Origin of the sequence: Kribbella sp. NPDC050281, assembly GCF_040655855.1 — a bacterium.
Classification (GTDB): domain Bacteria; phylum Actinomycetota; class Actinomycetes; order Propionibacteriales; family Kribbellaceae; genus Kribbella.
The window spans coordinates 134,910-155,478 of record NZ_JBFAKS010000011.1; the positions used below are offsets into that span (position 1 = coordinate 134,910).

Here is a 20,569-nt window from a genome sequence, read left to right on the forward strand (position 1 = left end):
CCCCACCGGAGTCTCCTGACCCCTCCATAGACCAGCCCCGGCGCACCCGCGCCGGGGCTGGTCTGCGCTCACCGGACCTCCAGGCCATCACAATGGTCGCGACTCCGCCCGGGCTGAGCGCCCGGCCAGCCGGGCCGACGAGATTGTGATGGCTTGGAGGTCCGCCGGGCCGTTTCAGCGGGGTGGGCGGCGCCCGCCGGGGCGGCGTTTGAAGAAGCGCGGGTCCTGCTCGGGCTGCCGTTCGACGGTCGGCTCCTCGGCCCACCGGGCCTGATCCTCGAGCGTGTCCTCGTCCTCGTCGTCCTTCTGCCCACTCCACCAGCGCCCGACCGGCTGCTCCCCGCCACCCCCTTGCCCACCACCAGGCGGCTTCTGGTCCTCGGTCCTGAGCTCCACCGTCGGCTCGTCGTACCGGCCGGAGCGCTGGGCGCGGTTCGCACGCTGCTCGGCGACGCTGGTGGTCATGATCGTGCGGCTCGTACTGGTCGGATGCTCGGACTCCGCGTCGCCCGCCCGACGCGGCGCATCGCCGGACCGCCGGTGCGGCTCGCCGCCGCCGGGCCTGTGACCTGGTCCGCCCTCGGCCCGCAGGCCGGTGGGTAGTGGCTTCGACGGCTTCATCCGGATGACCAGGAAGACCACGGCGAGCAGGACAACTGCCAGGAAGCCGAAGCCGAGCCGCGGGATCAGGGGCAGCACGATGCCGCAGCCGCCACCGATCACCCAGGCCAGTTGCAACACAGTCTCCGAGCGTGCGAAGACTGACGTACGAACGGACTCCGCGACGTCGCGCTGGATCATCGCGTCCAGCGACAGCTTCCCGAGCGAGCTGCACAGACCCGCGATCAGGCCGAGTGCGATGAGGCTCGGGAACCCGTACAGCACCGCCACCGCGACCGCGAGCGTCGCGTCCACGATCAGCACCACCAGCACGACCACCTCGGGTTTTCGTGCCTTGAGCAACGATCCGCTCAGGGTGCCGAGGCTGTTGCCGATTCCGGCCGCGGCGATCACCGCGGCGACCGCGATCGCGCCGTCGACCCCACTGATCGGCTTGTCCCGGAGCAGGAAGGCCAGATACATGGTGAGGAAGCCGGACACGAACCGGAGTCCGAGGTTGCATCGGATGCCGCGTGCCACCGCCGCGGTGATCGCCCTGCGCCGCGCGTCGCGCCCCGCCGTACCGGTGATCTCCTCGTCCGCGGGGGAGTCGACCTCGCTGGGCAGCCGGATCGCGAGGATCAGGCCGATCGTGTACACGACCGCGGCCCAGCGCAGCGACCACTGCGGCCCGATCGCGGCGAACGCTCCCGCGATGACCGCGCCGACGGTCGCGCCCACGACACCGGCCAGCGAGATCCGGGAGTTGGCCGTGACGAGCGTGATCTCCTTCGGCAGCAGCCGCGGTACGGCGGAGGCGCGGGTCACGCCGTACGCCTTGGACGCGACCAGGCAACCGAGTGCGGCCGGGTAGAGCCAGGCCGAGCCCGAGCCGGTCATCGACGCGGCGAGGCTCCAGACCAGGAAGCCGCGCAGACCGAGCGTCGCTCCGATCGCCCAGCGGCGGCCGTGGCGGAACCGGTCCAGGATCGGTCCGATCAGCGGTGCCATCAGGGCGAACGGCGCCATCGTCAGCAGCAGGAACAAGGCGACACGGTCGCGGGCCTGGTCGCTCGGCACGGTGAAGAACACGGTCCCCGCCAGCGAGACCGCGAACGCGGTGTCACCGGCCGCGTTGACCGCGCCCAGCTCGATCAGCCGGGACAGACCCGATTCGCGGGCGCCCTGAGCGCCCGTCAGTCCGCGGATCCGGCGGCCGGTGGCCCGGCCGACCTTGCCACCCACGGCTGCTGTCTTCTTCGACGCGGACGCGAACCCGGTCGCGCCGACCTTCGAGGCGTGGCCGACCTTCTTGCTCGCAGTGCCCAGCTTGTCCCGCGCGTCGCTGAACCGATCACCGGGCGATTTCCCCGCCGCCGACTGTCCGCCCGTCGATTGCCCGCCGGTCGATTGCCCACCGGCCGGCTTTGCGCCCCTCGGCTGCCCGCCGGTCGGTCGCTCGCCGGCGGGCTTTCCGCCGGGCGTCGACTTCGGGTCGGCGGGGTCTGGGCTGTGCATGGAACCATCCTGCCTCCTGCAGGGGACAGACCGTAGTCACGGCGCGTTCGGAAGACCGCCTCGGCCGTGCGAGAATGGGCGATTGTGACTCCCGTCAGAACTCCGGAACCGGTGCGTGCCAAGGCCGACGCGATCAGTGTCGCGGCGGTCGACCCTGCCCGTGAGGCGGCGATCGACGAGGCCGGTACTGCGCAGGTCGGGGAGTACCTCGGTCATTCGGTCGAGGGTGAGCGCCTCGTCACCCACTACTTCGCCTCCACCCACCCGGGCTACCGGGGCTGGCGGTGGGCGGTCACGGTGACCCGCGCCTCCAGGGCGAAGACGGTCACGGTCAATGAGGTCGTCATGCTCCCCGGCGACGCGGCAGTCGTCGCGCCGGAGTGGGTGCCGTGGTCCGAGCGCGTCCAGCCGGGCGACCTGCGCCCCGGCGACCTGTTCCCGACCCACGCCGACGACCCGCGCCTCGAGGCCGGCTTCACCGACACCGGCGCCCCGGACGACGTACGCGCAGTCGTCGACGAACTCGGCCTGGGCCGGGAGCGCGTGCTCTCGCCGTTCGGTCGTGAGGAAGCGGCCGAGCGCTGGTACGCCGGTGACTTCGGCCCGAGCGCGCCGATCGCGCAGGCCGTCCCGTACAAGTGCCACTCGTGCGGCTACTGGATCCGCCTGGCCGACAGCCTCGGCCAAGCCTTCGGCATCTGCGCGAACGAGATGGCCCCGGGCGAGGGCCGCGTCGTCGCGTACGACTACGGCTGCGGCGCCCACTCCGACGCGGTCATCGATCTCCCGGACCAACCGTCCGCCGAACACGCCTTCGACACCACTGGCTACGACACCCTCGAACTAGCCGACGCCGTCCAGTCCGAGGTCGAGGCCGCCGCCGAACCAGAATCGGACGACGAACTCAAGTAAAGGCCACGAGGCACTCGCGGTGCCCTGTGGTGGTGGTTTCTAGTCCTCGTGTTCTGGGCGGTGGCCGGCTTGGATGGCGGCCCAGCGGCGGCGGCAGTACCAGAGGCCGATGAGACCGAGGCCGAAGCCGGCGACGGTGACCCAGAGCCACCATTCGAGGCCGTCTTCTTTGAGCTCGTCGCGGAAGATCAGGACGACGACGAACGCGACCGCCCAGGCGATGATCCCGACGATGACGCTGGGGATGCCGGACAGGTCGAGCGGTTTCACCTCGGCGTGGACCAGTTCGCCGCGGGCGAGCTGGCTCGTGGGGTCGTTCCGCTTCTTCGACGCCTCCCGTTCGTCTGACACGGCTCTACCTTAGTACCCACCACCCCAGCCACCGGCAGCGGAACAGTTTTGCGTCAGTGCTCGCAACAGGTGGGCAGGAACTGGCACGATGCGGGCATGAGCTCGCCCCAGGCCACGACGGCCCGCTCCGGATCGAATGTCGTCGACTCGTACTTCAAGATCAGCCAACGTGGATCCACCCTCAGCCGGGAGATCCGTGGCGGGCTGGTCACGTTCTTCACCATGGCCTACATCGTGGTGCTGAACCCGCTGATCATCGGCACGGTGCAGGACGGCGACGGCCAGCTCGTCGGTGGTGGCACCAGTACGGCGGCCTCGATCGCCAAGATCGCGGTCGCCACCGCGCTGGTCGCCGGCGTGGTCACGATCCTGATGGGCGTGGTGGCGAACTTCCCGCTCGCGCTGGCCACCGGCCTCGGCCTGAACGCGTTCATCGCGTTCTCGGTCGCGACCAAGATGACCTGGGCCGACGCGATGGGCCTGGTGGTGTGGGAGGGCCTGATCATCCTGGTCCTGGTGCTGACCGGGTTCCGCAAGGCGGTGTTCGAGGCGGTGCCACTGCAGCTGAAGGTCGCGATCAGCGTCGGTATCGGCCTGTTCATCGCGTTCATCGGCTTCATCGATGCGGGCTTCGTCCGTCGCCCGGCGGCACTGACCGGGCCGCCGGTCGAGCTCGGTGTCGCCGGCAACCTTCGGGGTTGGCCGGTGCTGGTCTTCGTGTTCGGCCTGATCCTGATCGTCACGCTGTACGCGCGCAAGGTGAAAGGCGCCATCCTGATCGGCATCCTGGGCGCGACCGCGTTGTCGCTCGTGATCGAGGCGATCGCCGGGATCGGTGCCCGCAGCGACAAGAACCCGGGCGGCTGGGGCCTGAGCGTCCCGAAGCTGCCGGACGACTGGTTCACCAGACCGAACTTCGACACGATCGGCGAGTTCAGCCTGTTCGGGTCGTTCGAGCGGGTCGGCGTGATCTCCGCACTGCTGCTGATCTTCACGCTGATGCTGGCCGACTTCTTCGACACGATGGGCACGATGACCGCGATCGGCGCCGAGGCCGGGCTGCTCGACAAGCAGGGCAACCCGCCGAACGCGCAGCGCATCCTGGTCGTCGACAGCGTCGCGGCCGCGGCCGGTGGCGCCGCCTCGGTCTCGAGCAACACGTCGTACATCGAGTCGGCGTCCGGTGTCGGTGAAGGAGCCCGGACCGGGCTGGCGAGCGTGGTGACCGGGATCTGCTTCCTGATCTCGATGGTGGTCGCGCCGCTGGTCACGCTGGTGCCGTACGAAGCGGCGACGCCGGCGTTGATCCTGGTCGGGTTCCTGATGATGGCCCAGGTGAAGGGGATCAACTTCGATGACTTCGACATCGCGTTCCCGGCGTTCCTGACCATCATCCTGATGCCGTTCACGTACTCGATCACGGCCGGCATCGGCGCGGGCTTCGTGGCGTACGTCATCCTGAAGCTGGTCCGGGGCAGGACGCGCGACATTCACCCGCTGATGTGGATCGTGTCGGCGCTGTTCGTCGTGTACTTCGCGATCGGCCCCCTCAGCGACTGGCTCACCTAGCCCAGGCCGTTGTCGCCGCGCCAGACGATCGAGTGCGGGTGGATCGGCGTGGGTCGACGATGGGCTGAGCTGGTGGCGGCGTAGTGTCCGGGAGTGGATCCTGTTGAGGCGTTTCCTGCACAGTCTGCTCGTACTGGTCGGTTCACGCTTGGTCTGCCTCGTGCGTTCACGCTGGCTCCGGACGGAGAGCGTGTGCTCTTCCTTCGGACCCGTGGGCCGGAGGAGCGGGCCGGTTGCCTCTGGTTGCTCGATCTGAACGACGGTCAGGAGCATCTCCTGGTCGCGCCGGAGAACCTCGGCGACGACGGGCCGGTGCCCGAGGCCGAAATGATCCGTCGGGAGCGGAGTCGCGAGCGCACCGCCGGCGTCGTCGCGTACTCGACCGACCGTGCGGTCCGCCAGGTCGCCTTTGCGGTGAAGGGCGACCTGTACCAGCTCGACCTCGACAGCACTGATTGCCGGCCGGTAGTTGTGCCGACCGCGGGACCGGTCGTCGATCCGCGCATCGACCCGACCGGCCGCCGAGTCGCGTACGTGACGGGCCGTGCGCTGCACGTGGTGGAGCTTGCTACCGGCAACGATCAGCAACTGGCCGCGGACCCGGACCCCGAGGTCGCCTGGGGCCTCCCCGAGCACGTTGCCGCGGAGTCGATGCCGCGGAACCGCGGCCACTGGTGGTCTCCCGACGGCACCCGGTTGCTGGCGGCAAGGGTCGACCAGACCCCGGTCCAGCGCTGGTGGATCGCGGACCCGGCCAACCCTGGCCGGCAGCCCCGCGAGATCGCCTACCCCTCTGCCGGTACGCCGAACGCCCTCGTCACCCTGCACGCCTTCGACGTGTCCGGCGGCCCGGGCACCCAGCGCTCGTTGGACGACCCGAGCGGTTCGGGCACCCAGCGCCGACTGGAGGGCTCCGGCGGCGTCGAGCTGCGGTGGGACAGGGCGGCGTACGAGTATCTGACTTCGGCCGGATGGGACTCGCACGGGCCGCTGATCGGTGTGCAGTCGCGCGACCAACGCACGCTGCAGGTACGAGCGGCCGACCCGGACACCGGCGAGACGCACCTCGTGCACGAGCAGCGTGATCCCGCCTGGGTCGAGCTCATCGCCGGAACCCCGGCACGCACCGAATCGGGCCGCCTCGTCCACACCGAGGATGCGGGAGAGACCCGGCGTCTATTGGTCGGTGGAGAAGCGGTCACCCCAGATGGTCTGCAGGTTCGCGCCGTCCTGGATGTCTCAGGCGAGGTGGTCCTCTTCGAAGCGAACGACGAGCCGACCGAGTGCCACCTCTGGCTGTACGACGAGACCGGGCTGCATCAGCTGAGCGAAGGCGCAGGCATTCACACCGGAAGCCGCGTCCCCGGTGCGCTCCTGGTGGTCTCCAACACCGAGTCCGGCCGATCGTTCGTCGCGCGGAGGGACGGCCGACCGGACCGAGCGATCAGTGCGCTCAACGCCAAGCCAGTGCTCACCCCGCGGATCACCTGGTTGCAGGCCGGCGAACTGCAGCTGCGGACCGCGCTCCTGCTGCCGTCTTGGCATCAGCCCGGCGACGCACCGCTGCCGGTCCTGATGTCGCCGTACGGCGGTTCCGCCGGGCAGCTTGCGGTGCGGGTCACCGGTGGGTGGTTCGCCACTGCTCAGTGGTACGCCGAAGCCGGGTTCGCCGTGATCATCGCCGACGGCCGGGGTACGCCGGGACGCGGTCCGGCGTGGGAGAAGTGGGTCCATCTCGACACCATGACGGCTCCGCTCGAGGATCAGGTGACGGCGTTGCGCTCCGTCGCGGAGCAGACCGGCGCCCTCGATCTGACCAAGGTCGCCATGCGGGGCTGGAGCTACGGCGGCCTGCTCGCCGCGGCCGCCGTCCTCCGGCGGCCGGATGTCTTCCATGCGGCGATCGCCGGCGCTCCCCCGAGCGACTCGCGGATGTACGACACGCATTGGCGCGAGCGGTTCCTGGGACATCCCGATGAGAACCCCGAGATCTACGATCGCTCGTCACTGCTCACCTACGCGGCCGATCTCCGTCGTCCTCTGCTGCTGGTGCATGGTCTGGCCGACGACAACGTGGTTGCCGCCCACACCCTGCGACTGTCGGCCGCATTGCTCGCGGCCGGCCGTCAGCATCAGGTGCTGCCGCTGGCCGGGGCCACCCACATGCCCACCGACGCGGCGACCCTGGAAGGACTGATGCACCACGAACTGCGTTTCCTGAAGGAGTCCCTCGGCCTCTAGGTCTGCCCGGCCAGGACGTTGGTGACAGCTGACAGGATCTGGGGACCGCGGACAGGATGTGGTGTCCGCGGACATGAAAATCGGCTCTTGTGTCGCTTGTGTGGGTGACTGGTCCTTGTGGTGTCGGGGCCGGTGTGTCCGGATTGTTGGTGGACCTGAGGCACTCACCAACCCTTCGGTCGGGGCATCACCGGCGCAGGTCTGAGCGTGGCCGGCAGGGGCGGTGTCTGGTTGGTGAGTGGCACAGATCCGCTCCAGCGGGTTCGAGCCGGCTCTGGCGCGTTGGTCAGGTCCCGTTCGATCCGCTTCCGACCCGCGGTGCGGCGGGTGGGATCGAGGCCGTGGGCGACGGCCAGGACCAAAGTGACCGACCGCACAGGCGTGTCAGCGGGTCCTGAGCCGCCGAGACCGGGAGGTGGCCAGTTTGGACAGGAGGTGTCCGGCGGCCCGTAGTGCGCCTGGGCCTGAAGGCGCCCGCGCGTACGGTGTATCGCCGGTGCACTACCTGTCGATCTGCACACTGTCCAGTCCAGCTGACATCCCGGGCCCAGCCCAACCCGCGCGGTCAAACCGCGTCTGAACCGGGACAGGGGAGGCGTAGTGCACCGGATTCGGCGGATTCGGCGTGTAAAACTCCCCACTCTGGCCTTCGAGGCGGGCAGAACCGATCGGTCGAGGGTTATCCGGCTGCGCCGCCGCCTGTGACCGATGTCCTGGCCGAGTACACCTAGGTGGCCGTCGTACGCCGCAACTCGAGGTACTCGGCCCGCGCGGCGAACAGCTCACGCAGTTCGGTGCTGACGTGGTCGAGGAACTCGGTCCGGTACGTCGAGTCGGTCAGCAGCGCGATGGAGTAGTACAGCCCAGTGAAGTTGGCGATGCCGATGGCAACCTTCACCAGCGCTTGGCTGATCAGCATCTGGTGATCCAGCAGATCGATGCGGTACGACCAGGAGCCGGGGGTGATGCCCCACTGCTCGTAGATGTGCTCGCTGATCGCGAGCATGCCGAAGGCGACGAAGAAGAGTCCGACGCCGGCGCTCACCACCAGCGCCTGCATCCATTGCCGGATGACCAGGCTGATGCTGATGTTCATCCGCTGGATCCGGCGCAGCGGCGGACCGGAGCCGGCGTCACGCTCGATCGCGTCCACCTCTCTGGGCAGGCGGATCAGCAGGAACAACGTGCTCAGCACGGTGAAGGCGACCACCGAGACGACGATGAACGCGACCGGCATCCCGGCGAACACCTGCCACATCTCCGTGTTCACGAACAGCACCAGCGAGAACACCAGCAGCAACGGCAGCGCCCGGACCAGGCTGGCCACCGAGTTCGCCAGCTCGCTCGCGAGCCGGCGCAGGCTCCAGAAGATCGTCCCGATCAGCCCGTAGCCGATCACGACGTACACCACGCCGATCAGCAGAAGGTTGCCGATGGCAACGCCGAAGAACTGGCGGAACTGGCCCTGGGTGACCACGGGCAACAGGGCCGGGAGCAGGACGAAGACAGCCAGCTCGGGTACGCCGAACCGGGTCGGCAGCGACCAGAACGGGCGGCCGCGGACGCCGTTCAGCAGGCCGAATCCGGCGATCAGCACCAGCATGGCGCCCAGCGCCGCGAGCACGTTCACCCAGACCGGCCACTGCAGCGAGGTCGCCCCGAGCACCTCGGCGAGGAACACCAGCACCAGCAGCGGCGTGGCCCGGGTGAAGATGTCGTGGGTCGGCGAGAAGTCTTCGATGAACAACGGCAGCCCGGCCCGCCGGAACCGTTGCTCGAACCGCGCCAGCTCAGCACTCGTCCCCATGCCCGCGAACTCTAGTGCCCTGCGGCGTCACCGGGTGACCGGGAATAGCATCGGACGGTAATGCGTTTTCTTTAGCAAAGGTAATGAGTTAAGGTAACGGTATGCCCGAAGTCGTAGCACAGCAGGTGAAGAGTGACGTCGGGCTGGCGAGTGCCCTGCGGTCGTCGACCCTGCGCCTGTCCCGGCAGATCCGGCGGCAGCGCGAGCCCGGTCACGACCTCAGCGCCAACCAGCTCAGCGTGCTCGGCGCGTTGTCCAAGCACGAGGCGATGACGATCGGTGAGCTGGCTGCCCATGAGCAGGTCAAGCCGCCGTCGATGACGCGGATCGTGACCAACATGGAGGAGGCGGGCCTGGTCGTCCGCCGCCCGCATCCGACCGACAAGCGCCAGATCATGGTCGAACTGACGGCGAAGGCCGGCGAGCTCATCCACGCCAACCGGCGACGCCGCGACGAGTGGCTGCAGACCAAGCTCAAGCAACTGACCCACGAGGAGCGCGACATCCTGCGCAAAGCAGCCCCTGTTCTCGAACGCCTGGCGGCTACATGAGTCCGACCTTCCGCGCGTTCAAAGTCCGTAACTTCCGTCTCTACGCCTCCGGTGCGATCGTCTCGAACGTCGGCACCTGGATGCAGCGGGTCGCCCAGGACTGGCTGGTCCTGGAGCTGACCCATTCCGGTACGGCGCTCGGCATCGTCACCGGACTGCAGTTCCTGCCCGCCCTGCTGCTCGGCCCGTACGCCGGCCTCGTCGCCGACCGCTTCCCGAAGCGGACGGTGCTGACGTGCACCCAGATCGCGATGGCCTCCGTCGCCCTGGTCCTCGGCAGCCTCACCATCGCCGGGGTCGTCCAGCCCTGGCACGTGTACCTGCTGGCCCTGCTGTTCGGCGTCGGCACTGCCTTCGACGCTCCGACCCGGCAGTCCTTCGTGGTCGAGATGGTCGGCCGCGAAGAGCTGTCCAACGCCGTCGGGCTGAACTCGGCGTCCTTCAACGCGGCCCGGCTGCTCGGCCCGGCGCTGGCCGGCCTGCTGATCAACTGGATCGGCACCGGTCCGGTCATCCTGATCAACGGCTTCACCTACGCGGCCGTGATCCTGTCGCTGCGCCTGATGCGGGTCCACGAGCTGCACACACCCGCTCCCGCGGGCCGGGAGAAGGGCATGATCCGCGACGGCATGCGCTACCTGTGGCGCCGGCCGGACCTGATGATGGTGCTGGTCGCGGTGTTCTTCGCGGGCACCTTCGGCCTGAACTTCCAGCTGACCTCGGCGCTGATGGCGACCCAGGTGTTCCACAAGGGTGCGGGGGAGTACGGCATCCTCGGCTCGGTGCTCGCGATCGGCTCGCTGTCCGGTGCTTTGCTGGCGGCCCGCCGGGTCCGGATCCGGGCTCGCCTGGTGATCGGCGCCGCACTCGCCTTCGGTGCCTTCGAGATCATCAGCGCGCTGATGCCGACGTACCTGACCTTCGCGCTCGTGCTGCCGCTGGTCGGGCTGGCTTCGCTGACCATGCTGACCTCGGCGAACGCGACCATGCAGCTCGGTATCGAGCCCAGCATGCGCGGCCGGGTGATGGCGCTCTACATGACGGTCCTGATGGGCGGTTCGCCGCTCGGGTCGCCGTTCATCGGCTGGGTCGGCCAGGAGTTCGGGGCCCGCTACACGCTGATCGTCGGCGGCGGACTGACGGTGCTGGGCACGGTCGGATCGGTGCTGTACTTCTCCCGCCGACGCGGACTCGCGATCCGGCCGCGACTGCTGCCCCGCCCGCGGCTGGAGGTCCTGCCGCAGACCGAGCTCCTCGGCGAGAAGGCCGTGGTGGACGCCGGCCCGCAGACCGAGGTCGTCAGTGGGTTGAAGTCCGAGCCCCTCGACGACGCCAAGGAGCTGGGTCCCCGCGTCGCCTGACGAACGGGAGCTGGGGTCACAGGGGCACAATGGGGTGTGACCCATTACGACCTGGTGATTATCGGGACCGGCTCCGGCAACACGATCGTGAACCGGCGGTTCGCGGACTGGAAGGTGGCGATCGTCGAGCGTGGCACGTTCGGCGGGACCTGCCTGAACGTGGGCTGCATCCCCACCAAGATGTTCGTGCACACCGCCGACCTGGCCGCCACCCCGTCGATCAGTTCCCGGTACGGCGTCGACGAGGAGCTGATCGGGGTGCGCTGGCCGGAGGTCCGGGACCGGATCTTCGACCGGATCGACCCGATCGCCGCGTCCGGCTCGGAGTACCGGCACCACCACGCCGACAACGCCAACATCACCGTGTACGACGGCACCGGCCGGTTCAGCGGTACCAAGGAGCTGACGGTCGACGGCAAGGACGGCCGGACCAGCGTGATCACGGCCGACCGGTACGTGCTCGCGGCCGGCAGCCGGCCGATCATCCCGTTCATCCCCGGCCTCGAGGAGACCGGCTACCACACGTCGAACACGATCATGCGGCTGGAGAAGCTGCCGCGCCGGCTCGGCATCATCGGCAGCGGTTTCGTCGCCGCCGAGTTCGCCCACATTTTCTCGTCGTACGGCGTCGACGTCACGCTGATCGCCCGGTCGGACCTGCTGCTGCGCCACGAGGACGCCGACATCGCCCAGCGCTTCACCGAGCTCGCCCGCGGCAAGTACGACGTACGCCTCGACCACGAGACGATCGGGGTGGCCCGCAACGACGACGGGTCGATCCTGATCCGGACGCTGTACCCGGACGGCGCCGACAAAATCGAGGTCGATGAGCTCCTGATCGCCGTCGGCCGTACGCCGAACTCGGACGTACTGGACCTGGATGCCACCGGCGTCGAGGTCGACCACGAGGGCCGGGTCGTCGTCGACGAGTACCAGCAGACCACCGTCGACGGCATCTACGCGCTCGGCGACGTGACCACGCCGCACCAGCTGAAGCACGTCGCGAATCACGAGGCGCGCGTGGTGAAGCACAACCTGCTCAACCCCACCGACCGGATCACGGCCGACCACCGCTTCGTCCCGCACGCTGTCTTCAGCTCGCCGCAGATCGCGTCCGTCGGCCTGACCGAGGAGGAGGCTCGCGAGCGCGGCATCGAGTACGTCGTCGGCCGCGAGAACTACGCCGACATCGCGTACGGCTGGGCGATGGAGGACACCAGCGGGTTCGCCAAGATCCTCGCCGACCCGAAGTCCGGCCAGATCATCGGCTGCCACATCATCGGCCCGCAGGCGTCCTCGGTGATCCAGCCCGTCATCCAGGCGATGAGCTTCGGCCTGGACGCCTATTCGATGGCCCGGAACCAGTACTGGATCCACCCGGCGATGTCCGAGCTGATCGAGAACGCACTGCTGCATCTGGAGCTACGGCCGAAAGGCTGAGATCACCTCGCCGACCGTGTCCAGGGTGTCGAGGTCGGGGAGGCTGATCATCACCTCGGCCGCACCGGCCTCGGACAGTTCGCGGAAGCGGCCGATCTGGTCGTCGACCGTGCCGGCGTTGACCGAGGCCGCGTAGCGGGCCGGGTTCTGGTTGCGTGGCCGGAGTCGTTCGACCAGGTCGTCAACGGTCCGGGAATCCTTACCCACAAGGGTTGTGGACAGATGCGTGACCTCGATCGGGCGGTCTGTCAGTTCGCGAAGGTAGCCGGCGTGCTCACGGACAGCGGTGGCATCGCCGAACACGTTGACCGCGTCCGCGTACCGCGCCGCCAACCGCAGCGTCCGGCGTCCGCTGCCGCCGACCAGCACCGGCAGATGCTCCTGCAGTGGCCGCGGATAACACGTGGTGTCCGGTACGTCGAGCACCTTGCCGTGGAACGGTTTGTTGCCTGGTCCCCAGAGAACCGGCAGCAACTGCACCGTGTCCTCGAGCAGCGCATACCGCTCGGCCACCGGCGGAAACGTCCACCCGTACGCCTTGTGCTCGGCCTCGAACCACGCGAGCCCGACGCCGCAAACGGCCCGCCCGCCACTCAGTACGTCGAGCGTCGCCGCGATCTTCCCCAGATGCGCGACGTTGCGATAGGTGATCCCCGAGACCAAGGTCCCCAACCGCATCCGCGTCGTACAGGCAGCCAGATAGCCGAGCGTCGTCCAGCTCTCCAGAAAGTCGTCCCAGGCCCGCCCCACCTGCGGGATCTGCCGGAAGTGGTCCATCACATAGATCGCGTCGAACCCGGCCGCCTCGGCCCGGCCTGCGACATCCCGGATCCACTCGGCCGTCCCAGCCCGTCCGGCCTTGTGCGTGTAGCTGCTCAACTGCAGTCCGAATCGCAGCCCCGCCGGAGCCTCCGACTGGCGCGCGGCTGCGGCTCCCGCGTCCACGAACGCCTCCGGTACGACGCGGACGACGGTCGGCTGCAGCACGTCGTCGTACCCCTCGAGAGGAAGCTCCTTCTTCACGGCCGTCCACGAGCGCAATTGGCTTGTGAGTACATCGGCGGGGATGCGCTTCAGCCGTTCGCGGTTCCGGCGCCGGCACTCAGCGGCCGGGGTGTCGAAACCGACCGCGACACAAGGCATCCCGGCTGCACGAGCCAACTCGAGCCACCGCAGCCGCCGTTCCTTGTCCAGGCCCAGCGTGTCGATCACCGTCGTCAGCTGCCGCCCGATCCGCTGCCGGACCACTTCTTCCAGCAACGCGAACGCGTCCGCGCTCGCCGCGAGATCGTCCTCCCCGGCCCCGACCAGCGCCCGCAGCCGATCACTCGACACGATCAGTCCGTCCGCGAACCGCTCCGTCGCCCACGTCGACTTCCCCGACGCCCCCGCCCCAACCAGAATCACCACACACGGCGACGGCAGTTTCAGTTCTTCCACAAAAGCAGTTTCCACCACCGATAGGCTTCTGCGATGCGATTGTTCGTGGCCGTCGTGCCACCTCTCGAGGTAGTGGAGGATCTGAGCGAGTTCGTCGAACCCAGGCGGCAGCATCCGGATGACGACATCCGATGGGCCGCGGACGAGCACTGGCACATCACGCTGGCGTTCCTGGGCGACGTGCCGGACTGGAAGACCGATGAACTGGGGGAGCGGCTGGAGGGGGCCGCGAAGCGGCAGAAGCCGTTCGAGGTGCAGGTGACCGGAGCGGGCGCCTTTCCGGGCGTGCCCGACGCGCGCGTTCTGTACGCCGGGGTCCGCGACGACACCGAGTCGCTGTCGCACCTGGCGATGACGACCCGGTCCGCGGCGAACCGTGCCGGCGTGATGGTGGAGGGCCGGAAGTTCACACCGCATCTGACCCTGGCCCGGCTGCGGCGGCCGGTCGACGTGACCCGTTGGGTGCGGATCTTCGATGCGTACGAGGGACCCGTCTGGACAGCGGGATCGGTGCGCCTGATCGAGTCCCGGCTCGGCGAAGGGCCTGGGCAGAGTGCGGCGTACACCGCAGTAGGCGAATGGGACTTCTTAGGTTAACCTCAGGAAGGTTAGCCGTACCTAATGACGTGAAAGAGTCCCCGCCATGCTCGCGAACTATCTGATCGGACTCCGTGAAGGCCTCGAGGCATCGCTGGTCGTCAGCATCCTCGCTACCTTCCTGGTCAAGTCAGGACATCGGGATCGACTCAAACTGGTCTGGATCGGGGTGGCCGCGGCGCTGGCCGTCGCTGCCGCCGCCTGGGGTCTGCTGCAGTTCGTCACCGCGCTGACCGCGAAGTCGTTCACCACCCAGGAGACCGTCGGCGGCGTGATGTCGATCCTCGCGGTCGGCTTCGTCACCTGGATGATCTTCTGGATGCGCAAGGCCTCGCGCAGCATCGCCAGGGAGTTGCGCGACCGGATGGGCGTGGCGCTCGAGGTCGGCGCCCGCGCCGTCGTCATCCTGGCCTTCCTGGCGGTGTTCCGGGAGAGCATCGAGACCGCCTTCATCGTGTACGCGTCGGCCGCCACCGCGACCACCGCCGTACCGTTCGTCGGCGTCCTGCTCGGCCTGGCCACCTCGGTCCTGCTCGGGGTCGCGATCTACCGCGGCGCGGTGAAGGTCAACCTGGCGGTGTTCTTCAAGTGGACCGGCGCGATCCTGATCCTGGTCGCGGCCGGCATCTTCGCCTACGGCTTCCACGACCTGCAGGAGGCGGGCATCCTGCCCGGGCTGCAGCACCTCGCCTTCGACATCTCGCACGTGATTCCGCCGGACAGCTGGTACGGCGTACTGCTGAAGGGCATCTTCAACTTCAACCCGGCGCCGACCGTCCTCGAGGCGGTCGCGTGGCTGGCGTACCTCGTCCCCGTGCTGGTGCTGTACTTCCGCCCGGTCAAGACCAGCACGCCGCCGGCCGTACCGGCCAAGACCGCCGAAGCGGCCTGATTCCCACCTCACCGTCCAGGAGAAGCATGTTCACGTCCACGACCCGCGGGGTCATCGCTCTCGGCGCAGTACTGGGGCTCGCCACGCTGACCGGCTGTGCGGATGACAAGCCGGCCGCCTCCGCCGACGACGGCACCGGACCGGTGTCGGTCAAGGCCAGCGATTCGTCGTGCGACCTCAGCCGCCGCGACGTGAAGTCCGGGACCAGCACCTTCTCGGTCTCCAACGGCGGCAGCAAGGTCACCGAGTTCTACGTGTACGCCGAGGGTGACCGGGTCATGGGCGAGGTCGAGAACATCGGCCCCGGCCTGAAGCGCGACCTGATCGTCGAGCTGCCGACCGGCAAGTACCAGGCCGTCTGCAAGCCCGGCATGGTCGGCGACGGCATCCGCGGCGACCTCACCGTCGCCGGCGACGCTCCGGCCCAGGTGGACGAGGACACCCTGCTGAAGCAGGCCACCGACAGCTACCAGCGGTACGTGAACTCGCAGGCGGTCGCGCTGGAGCAGAAGACCACCGAGTTCGTCACCGCGGTGAAGGCCGGCGACGTGGCCAAGGCCAAGGAGCTGTTCCCGGTGTCGCGGACGTACTGGGAGCGGATCGAGCCGGTCGCGGAGTCGTTCGGCGACCTGGACCCGAAGATCGACGCCCGGGTGAACGACGTCGAGCCGGGTACCGAGTGGACCGGGTATCACCGGATCGAGCAGGCGCTCTGGGTCTCCAACACCACCAAGGGCATGGAGAAGTACGCCGACCAGCTGCTGGCCGACGTGAAGACGGTGGTGGCGAAGGCCAAGGTCGTCAAGCTCAACCCGCTGCAGCTGGCCAACGGTGCGAAGGAACTGCTGGACGAAGTTGCCACCGGCAAGATCACCGGTGAGGAGGACCGCTACTCGCACACCGACCTGTGGGACTTCCAGGCCAACGTGGAGGGTTCGCAGGCGGCGGTCCAGGCCCTCCGCCCGGCCCTGCAGGCCCGGGACGCGGCGCTGGTCGCCTCGCTCGACACCAACTTCAAGGCGGTCTTCGCCGCGGTCGACAAGTACCGCGTGGGCGACGGCTTCAAGCCGTACCAGGTCAGTGAGGCGGAGAAGAAGGAACTCAGCCGGGTCGTCGACGGTCTGGCCGAGCCGGTCAGCAAGGTTGCGGGAGTGATCGCGAAGAAATGACCGAACGTAAAGGCATCTCCCGCCGTGGCCTGTTCGGCGCGGCGGGTGTCGCCGTGGCCACCGGAGTCGCCGGGTACGCCGCGCACTCCGCGCTGACCGGCGAGGAGTCGCAGGCCGCGGACAACACCGGCCCGGTCGAGTTCCACGGACCGCATCAGGCCGGGATCGTCACGCCGGTCCAGGACCGGCTGCACTTCGCCGCATTCGACGTGACCACGACCGACCGGGACGACCTGATCGCCCTGCTGAAGGAGTGGACGGCCGCGGCCGCGCTGATGACAGCTGGTCGCGACATCGGCCAGTACGGCGCGGTGAACGGACCGGATGAGGCACCGCCGGAGGACACCGGTGAGGCGGTCGGCCTGCCGCCGGCCCGGCTGACGCTGACCATCGGGTTCGGGCCTTCGCTGTTCGACAAGCGGTTCGGGCTGGCGGCCAAGCGTCCCAAGGCGCTGGTCGATCTGCCGCACTTCATCGGTGACGACCTCGACCCGAACCGGTCCGGCGGCGACATCGCCGTACAGGCGTGCTCGGACGATCCGCAGGTCGCGGTGCACGCGATCCGCAACCTGGCTCGGATCGGGTTCGGCCGGGTCGCGGTCCGCTATTCGCAGCTCGGGTTCGGCCGGACGTCGTCCACGTCGAAAGCACAGGCGACCCCGCGCAACCTGTTCGGCTTCAAGGACGGCACGAACAACCTCAAGCTGGAGGACACCGCCAAGCTCGAGCAGCAGCTGTGGGTGCAGCCGGAGGACGGCCCGGACTGGATGGTCGGCGGCTCCTACCTGGTGTCGCGGCGGATCCGGATGAACATCGAGATCTGGGACCGTACGTCGCTGGGCGAGCAGGAGACCATCATCGGCCGGGGCAAGGGCACCGGGGCGCCGCTGGGCAAGGCGGACGAGTTCGACGCGATCGACTTCGCCGCCAAGACCTCCGACGGCGAACCGAAGGTCCCGATGGACTCGCATGTCCGGCTGGCGCACCCGCAGTTCAACAAGGGTGCCGAGTTGCTCCGCCGCGGCTACAACTTCGTCGACGGTTCGGACGGTCTCGGCCGGCTGGACGCGGGGCTGTTCTTCCTCGCCTACCAGCGGGATCCGCGCAAGCAGTTCATCCCGATCCAGAACCAGTTGGCCCGTACCGACACGATGAACGAGTACATCCACCACGTCGGCTCCGGCATCTTCGCCTGCCCGGCCGGCGTGACCCCGGGCTCCTACTGGGGCGAGAAGCTCTTCGCCTGACCTGAACCGTTGACCTCGTACATTGAGGCCGATGGACGACCGGCAGAATCCCGGCGGACAGCCGCCGTACCCAGGGCAGCAGCTGTATCAAGGGCAGCCGCCCTATCCGGCGCAGCAGTCGTATCCGGGACAGCAGCCCTACCCGGGGCGGCCGCCGTACCAGGGGCAGTCTTATCCGGGACCGCCGTACCCGAGCCCACCGCCGCGGCGCGGGCGCGGCGGGCTGATCGCGCTGGCCGTGGCGGGCGCGGTCGTGCTCGTCGCCGGTCTGGGCCTCATCGTCGTTCAGCTGACCGGCGGTTCCGACGACTCGGCCGGCGGCCCGACGTCGCCCAGCGCCTGGACGCCGAGCAGCACTACGTCGTCGTCGGGCCAAGCCTCGCCAAGCAGTACCGTCGAGGACTGCTTGGGCTGCTTCCCGGGCGTGAAGCTGACCGCGGTCATGGCGCAAGCAAAGGCCAAGGGGTACAAGTGCGCGACCGATGGCGCCGACCGCTACAAGTGCACCAAGAGCAAGGTCACCGGGCGATCGGAGTACGAGTTGTCATTGCACAGCGCGCTGCGCGACGACACGGTCGTCGGCAACTTCTCGTTCGCGACCTACAGCACCGGCGATGGCAGCTTCCCGCAGGGCGGGCCGCAGAGCCTCGCCAAGCTGCGGGCGGACCTTCCCTTCGTCCTCGCCGCGATGTTCCCCGATGAGCAGGTCCGGACGCAGGTCAACGCCTGGGTCCAGCAGAACCTGACGGTCTGCCCCGCGCCGACCACCATCTCCGGCTATGAGGTCAGCTGCTCGAAGCCGACCCAGCTGAGTCTCACCATCGGGAACAAGTCCGCCACGAGTTGGTCCGCCGATGTCTCCATTTTCGGGCGGGAGTAGGCCGGACGACCCTGAGTGACACCTTCCCCGTTTGATGGGCTGACCCATCACCGGGTGGGTTCGCCCACTGCATGCGGCGGGTCAACCCACACTCTGCTGGGTCAGCCCATCAAACGGGGAGCCTGGTCCGGGGGAGGGGACGGGCTACTTGACCGCGCCTGCGGTGACGCCGGCGACGAAGTGTCGTTGGGCGAGCAGGAAGCCGATCACCACGGGGACGCTGACCACGAGGGCGGCGGCCATGATCTGGTTCCAGTAGATGTTCGTCTGGGTTGAGTATTGGCGTAGGCCGACGGACAGGGTGCGATTGGCCTCTGTTGTCATCACCGACGCGAACAGGACCTCGCCCCACGCGGTCATGAACGAGTAGATCGCGACCGCGATGACACCGGGCCGCGCGGCCGGGAGTACGACGCGCCACAGGGCGCCCATCGGGCCACAGCCGTCCACCAGCGCCGCCTCGTCCAGCTCCCTCGGGATGCTGTCGAAGTACCCGGCCAGCATCCAGATCGAGAACGGCAGGCTGAACGTCAGGTACGTGATGATCAGCCCGAGCCGCGTGCCGACCAGTTGCAGCCCGAACGAGTTGTTGATGTTCACGAAGATCAGGAACAACGGGAGCAGGAACAGCACACCGGGGAACATCTGCGTCGACAGCACCGTGGTGGTGAACACGGTCCGGCCGCGGAACTTGAACCGCGACACCGCGAACGCGGCCAGGATCGCCAGCACCACCGACAGCACCGTCGCGGCCACGGAGACCACCGTGCTGTTCACGAAGTACCGGGCCAGCGGGACCGTCTTCCACATGTCCACGAACGGCGCGATGGTCAGGTTCGACGGCCACCAGGTGAAGGCGCCCTGGACGTCCTTCAGCGGTTTCAGCGACGAGGTGACCATCACGTACAGCGGGATCAGCACGAACAGCCCGAGGACGACCAGCACGACACCCCGGTAGACCTTGAAGCCTCTGGTCTCACGCACGGCGCGACCTCCTTCCCGTGATGAGCAGATAGGCGCCGGTGACAATCATCAGGAAGATCAGCAGCAGCACGGACATCGCCGCACCGGTGCCGAAGTTCCAGGTCAGGAACGACGCGTTGTAGATGTGGAAGGTGATCAGGTCACCGGCCGGCGGCTGCGCCGTACCGAACAGCACGTACGGCGTGTTGAAGTCGCTGAACGTCCACAGGAACAGCACCAGCACGAGCACGAGGTTGACCGGCCGCAGCGAAGGCAGCGTGATGTTGCGCCACTGCCGCAGGTTGCCGGCCCCGTCCACCGCCGCCGCCTCGTAGACATCCCGCGGGATGCTCTGCAGGCCGGCCATCAGGGTCAGGAACGCGAACGTCCACAGCTTCCAGGTCGCGACCGTGATGAGCGAGACGAGCGCGTTGCTGCCGATCAGCCAGAACGGCCGGTCGGAGCTCAGGTGCAGGTTGTCCACCAGCACGTGGTTCACCACGCCGGTGTCACGCTGCAGCATGAAGTTCCAGGTCAGGATGCCGGCGTACGCCGGTAACGCGTAGGGGACCAGGAACAGCGTACGGACGAGACTGCGGCCCCGGAACTGCGGCTGCAGCGCGACCGCCGCGGCCATCCCGAACACCCACGAGAGCCCGACCGTGATCAGCGAGAACGCGACGGTGACCCCGAACGACTTCAGCAGGCCCTCGCCGACCGCGTTGTTGAAGTCCAGGGCGACCTTGTAGTTGTTCAGCCCGGCGCTCGGCGCGGCGGACCAGTTCGCGATGTAGAACTTGGTCAGTTTGACGAAGCTCATCCAGATGCCGACGAACATCGGGACGATGTGGATGAGCAGTTCCGCCAGCACCGCCGGTGCCAGCAGGAGGTAGGGCAGCCACCGGTTCAGACCGGGCCGGTGCTCCGGGCCGCGCTTCTTGTTCTTCGCGGGTTTGGCCTGGGCTGCCGGCCGTGCTTCGGATGTGGCGACGGACATCGTCTGGGTCGCCTCCTGTCTTGTCGGGATCGGT

General features: G+C 68.3%; 17 protein-coding genes. 11 read left to right on the forward strand and 6 right to left on the reverse strand.

Translation table 11 applies throughout. The features are described from left to right. Positions 1-174 precede the first annotated feature (174 nt). Positions 175-2,118 carry an MFS transporter gene (locus AB0I34_RS14545; RefSeq protein WP_360445024.1) on the reverse strand — a complete coding sequence of 648 codons (1,944 nt, stop codon included), beginning with the start codon at positions 2,116-2,118 and terminating at the stop codon, positions 175-177. Between the two features lie 84 nt (positions 2,119-2,202). On the opposite strand from AB0I34_RS14545, the gene AB0I34_RS14550 reads away from it, so the two are divergent. Then, complete coding sequence (locus AB0I34_RS14550) at positions 2,203-3,030, forward strand: DUF3027 domain-containing protein (RefSeq protein ID WP_360445026.1); 828 nt, start codon at positions 2,203-2,205, stop codon at positions 3,028-3,030. A 39-nt stretch (positions 3,031-3,069) separates the two neighbouring features. On the opposite strand, the gene AB0I34_RS14555 is transcribed toward AB0I34_RS14550, so the two are convergent. Continuing rightward, entirely contained in the window at positions 3,070-3,381 is a 312-nt protein-coding gene (locus AB0I34_RS14555) for a DUF2530 domain-containing protein (protein WP_360445028.1), read from the reverse strand. Positions 3,382-3,477: 96 nt separating this feature from the next. On the opposite strand from AB0I34_RS14555, the gene AB0I34_RS14560 reads away from it, so the two are divergent. Together AB0I34_RS14560 and AB0I34_RS14565 are read left to right on the forward strand one after the other, a co-directional pair. Further along, positions 3,478-4,950, forward strand: a complete 1,473-nt coding sequence (locus tag AB0I34_RS14560; RefSeq protein ID WP_360445029.1) for an NCS2 family permease — start codon at positions 3,478-3,480, stop codon at positions 4,948-4,950. A 192-nt stretch (positions 4,951-5,142) separates the two neighbouring features. Next, entirely contained in the window at positions 5,143-7,191 is a 2,049-nt protein-coding gene (locus AB0I34_RS14565; protein ID WP_360445031.1) for an alpha/beta fold hydrolase, read from the forward strand. 727 nt (positions 7,192-7,918) lie between these two features. On the opposite strand, the gene AB0I34_RS14570 is transcribed toward AB0I34_RS14565, so the two are convergent. Then, positions 7,919-8,998 (reverse strand): hypothetical protein, encoded by a 1,080-nt coding sequence (locus tag AB0I34_RS14570; protein WP_360445033.1) that lies wholly within the window; start codon positions 8,996-8,998, stop codon positions 7,919-7,921. A gap of 101 nt (positions 8,999-9,099) precedes the next feature. Here AB0I34_RS14570 and AB0I34_RS14575 point away from each other — a divergent pair, with 101 nt between their 5' ends. The 3 genes from AB0I34_RS14575 to AB0I34_RS14585 are packed head-to-tail and all read left to right on the forward strand — an operon-like array spanning position 9,100 to position 12,350. Further along, positions 9,100-9,549 (forward strand): MarR family transcriptional regulator, encoded by a 450-nt coding sequence (locus tag AB0I34_RS14575; protein ID WP_131518819.1) that lies wholly within the window; start codon positions 9,100-9,102, stop codon positions 9,547-9,549. Continuing rightward, positions 9,546-10,910, forward strand: coding sequence for an MFS transporter (locus AB0I34_RS14580; RefSeq protein WP_360445035.1), 1,365 nt, complete (start codon positions 9,546-9,548; stop codon positions 10,908-10,910). The genes AB0I34_RS14575 and AB0I34_RS14580 overlap by 4 nt, the downstream gene beginning before the upstream one ends. A gap of 36 nt (positions 10,911-10,946) precedes the next feature. Beyond that, the gene (locus AB0I34_RS14585) at positions 10,947-12,350 is read left to right on the forward strand and encodes a mycothione reductase (RefSeq protein WP_360445037.1); all 1,404 of its coding nucleotides are present in this window, start codon (positions 10,947-10,949) and stop codon (positions 12,348-12,350) included. Here AB0I34_RS14585 and AB0I34_RS14590 read toward each other — a convergent pair. After that, a complete protein-coding gene (locus AB0I34_RS14590) occupies positions 12,333-13,790 on the reverse strand; it encodes an LLM class flavin-dependent oxidoreductase (RefSeq protein ID WP_360445039.1) in 1,458 nt (485 codons plus the stop codon). The genes AB0I34_RS14585 and AB0I34_RS14590 overlap by 18 nt on opposite strands. Before the next feature lie 33 nt (positions 13,791-13,823). On the opposite strand from AB0I34_RS14590, the gene thpR reads away from it, so the two are divergent. The 5 genes from thpR to AB0I34_RS14615 are packed head-to-tail and all read left to right on the forward strand — an operon-like array spanning position 13,824 to position 18,575. Further along, positions 13,824-14,387 carry an RNA 2',3'-cyclic phosphodiesterase gene (gene thpR, locus AB0I34_RS14595; protein WP_360445041.1) on the forward strand — a complete coding sequence of 188 codons (564 nt, stop codon included), beginning with the start codon at positions 13,824-13,826 and terminating at the stop codon, positions 14,385-14,387. A gap of 46 nt (positions 14,388-14,433) precedes the next feature. Beyond that, positions 14,434-15,279: an iron uptake transporter permease EfeU gene (gene efeU / locus AB0I34_RS14600; protein ID WP_360445043.1), complete on the forward strand. Its 846-nt coding sequence runs from the start codon at positions 14,434-14,436 to the stop codon at positions 15,277-15,279. 26 nt (positions 15,280-15,305) lie between these two features. Beyond that, entirely contained in the window at positions 15,306-16,448 is a 1,143-nt protein-coding gene (gene efeO, locus AB0I34_RS14605; RefSeq protein WP_360445045.1) for an iron uptake system protein EfeO, read from the forward strand. Then, complete coding sequence (gene efeB, locus AB0I34_RS14610; RefSeq protein WP_360445047.1) at positions 16,445-17,695, forward strand: iron uptake transporter deferrochelatase/peroxidase subunit; 1,251 nt, start codon at positions 16,445-16,447, stop codon at positions 17,693-17,695. Before efeO ends, efeB begins: the two co-directional genes overlap by 4 nt. A 31-nt stretch (positions 17,696-17,726) precedes the next feature. Further along, complete coding sequence (locus tag AB0I34_RS14615) at positions 17,727-18,575, forward strand: hypothetical protein (protein WP_360445049.1); 849 nt, start codon at positions 17,727-17,729, stop codon at positions 18,573-18,575. A 144-nt stretch (positions 18,576-18,719) separates the two neighbouring features. On the opposite strand, the gene AB0I34_RS14620 is transcribed toward AB0I34_RS14615, so the two are convergent. Both AB0I34_RS14620 and AB0I34_RS14625 read right to left on the reverse strand, forming a co-directional pair. After that, positions 18,720-19,559 carry a carbohydrate ABC transporter permease gene (locus tag AB0I34_RS14620; RefSeq protein WP_360445051.1) on the reverse strand — a complete coding sequence of 280 codons (840 nt, stop codon included), beginning with the start codon at positions 19,557-19,559 and terminating at the stop codon, positions 18,720-18,722. Next, on the reverse strand, positions 19,552-20,535 hold the full coding sequence (locus AB0I34_RS14625) for a sugar ABC transporter permease (protein WP_360445053.1): 984 nt from the start codon (positions 20,533-20,535) through the stop codon (positions 19,552-19,554). Before AB0I34_RS14625 ends, AB0I34_RS14620 begins: the two co-directional genes overlap by 8 nt. Between the last annotated feature and the right edge of the window lie 34 nt (positions 20,536-20,569).

What these genes read in the sequence shown, in the direction of transcription:
- AB0I34_RS14545 (WP_360445024.1), bottom strand. Translation starts at nt 2,118, where the DNA reads ATGCACAGCCCAGACCCCGCCGACCCGAAGTCGACGCCCGGCGGAAAG.
- AB0I34_RS14615 (WP_360445049.1), top strand. Translation starts at nt 17,727, where the DNA reads ATGGACGACCGGCAGAATCCCGGCGGACAGCCGCCGTACCCAGGGCAG.
- AB0I34_RS14575 (WP_131518819.1), top strand. Translation starts at nt 9,100, where the DNA reads ATGCCCGAAGTCGTAGCACAGCAGGTGAAGAGTGACGTCGGGCTGGCG.
- AB0I34_RS14580 (WP_360445035.1), top strand. Translation starts at nt 9,546, where the DNA reads ATGAGTCCGACCTTCCGCGCGTTCAAAGTCCGTAACTTCCGTCTCTAC.
- AB0I34_RS14570 (WP_360445033.1), bottom strand. Translation starts at nt 8,998, where the DNA reads ATGGGGACGAGTGCTGAGCTGGCGCGGTTCGAGCAACGGTTCCGGCGG.
- efeO (WP_360445045.1), top strand. Translation starts at nt 15,306, where the DNA reads ATGTTCACGTCCACGACCCGCGGGGTCATCGCTCTCGGCGCAGTACTG.
- thpR (WP_360445041.1), top strand. Translation starts at nt 13,824, where the DNA reads ATGCGATTGTTCGTGGCCGTCGTGCCACCTCTCGAGGTAGTGGAGGAT.
- AB0I34_RS14560 (WP_360445029.1), top strand. Translation starts at nt 3,478, where the DNA reads ATGAGCTCGCCCCAGGCCACGACGGCCCGCTCCGGATCGAATGTCGTC.
- efeB (WP_360445047.1), top strand. Translation starts at nt 16,445, where the DNA reads ATGACCGAACGTAAAGGCATCTCCCGCCGTGGCCTGTTCGGCGCGGCG.
- efeU (WP_360445043.1), top strand. Translation starts at nt 14,434, where the DNA reads ATGCTCGCGAACTATCTGATCGGACTCCGTGAAGGCCTCGAGGCATCG.
- AB0I34_RS14625 (WP_360445053.1), bottom strand. Translation starts at nt 20,535, where the DNA reads ATGTCCGTCGCCACATCCGAAGCACGGCCGGCAGCCCAGGCCAAACCC.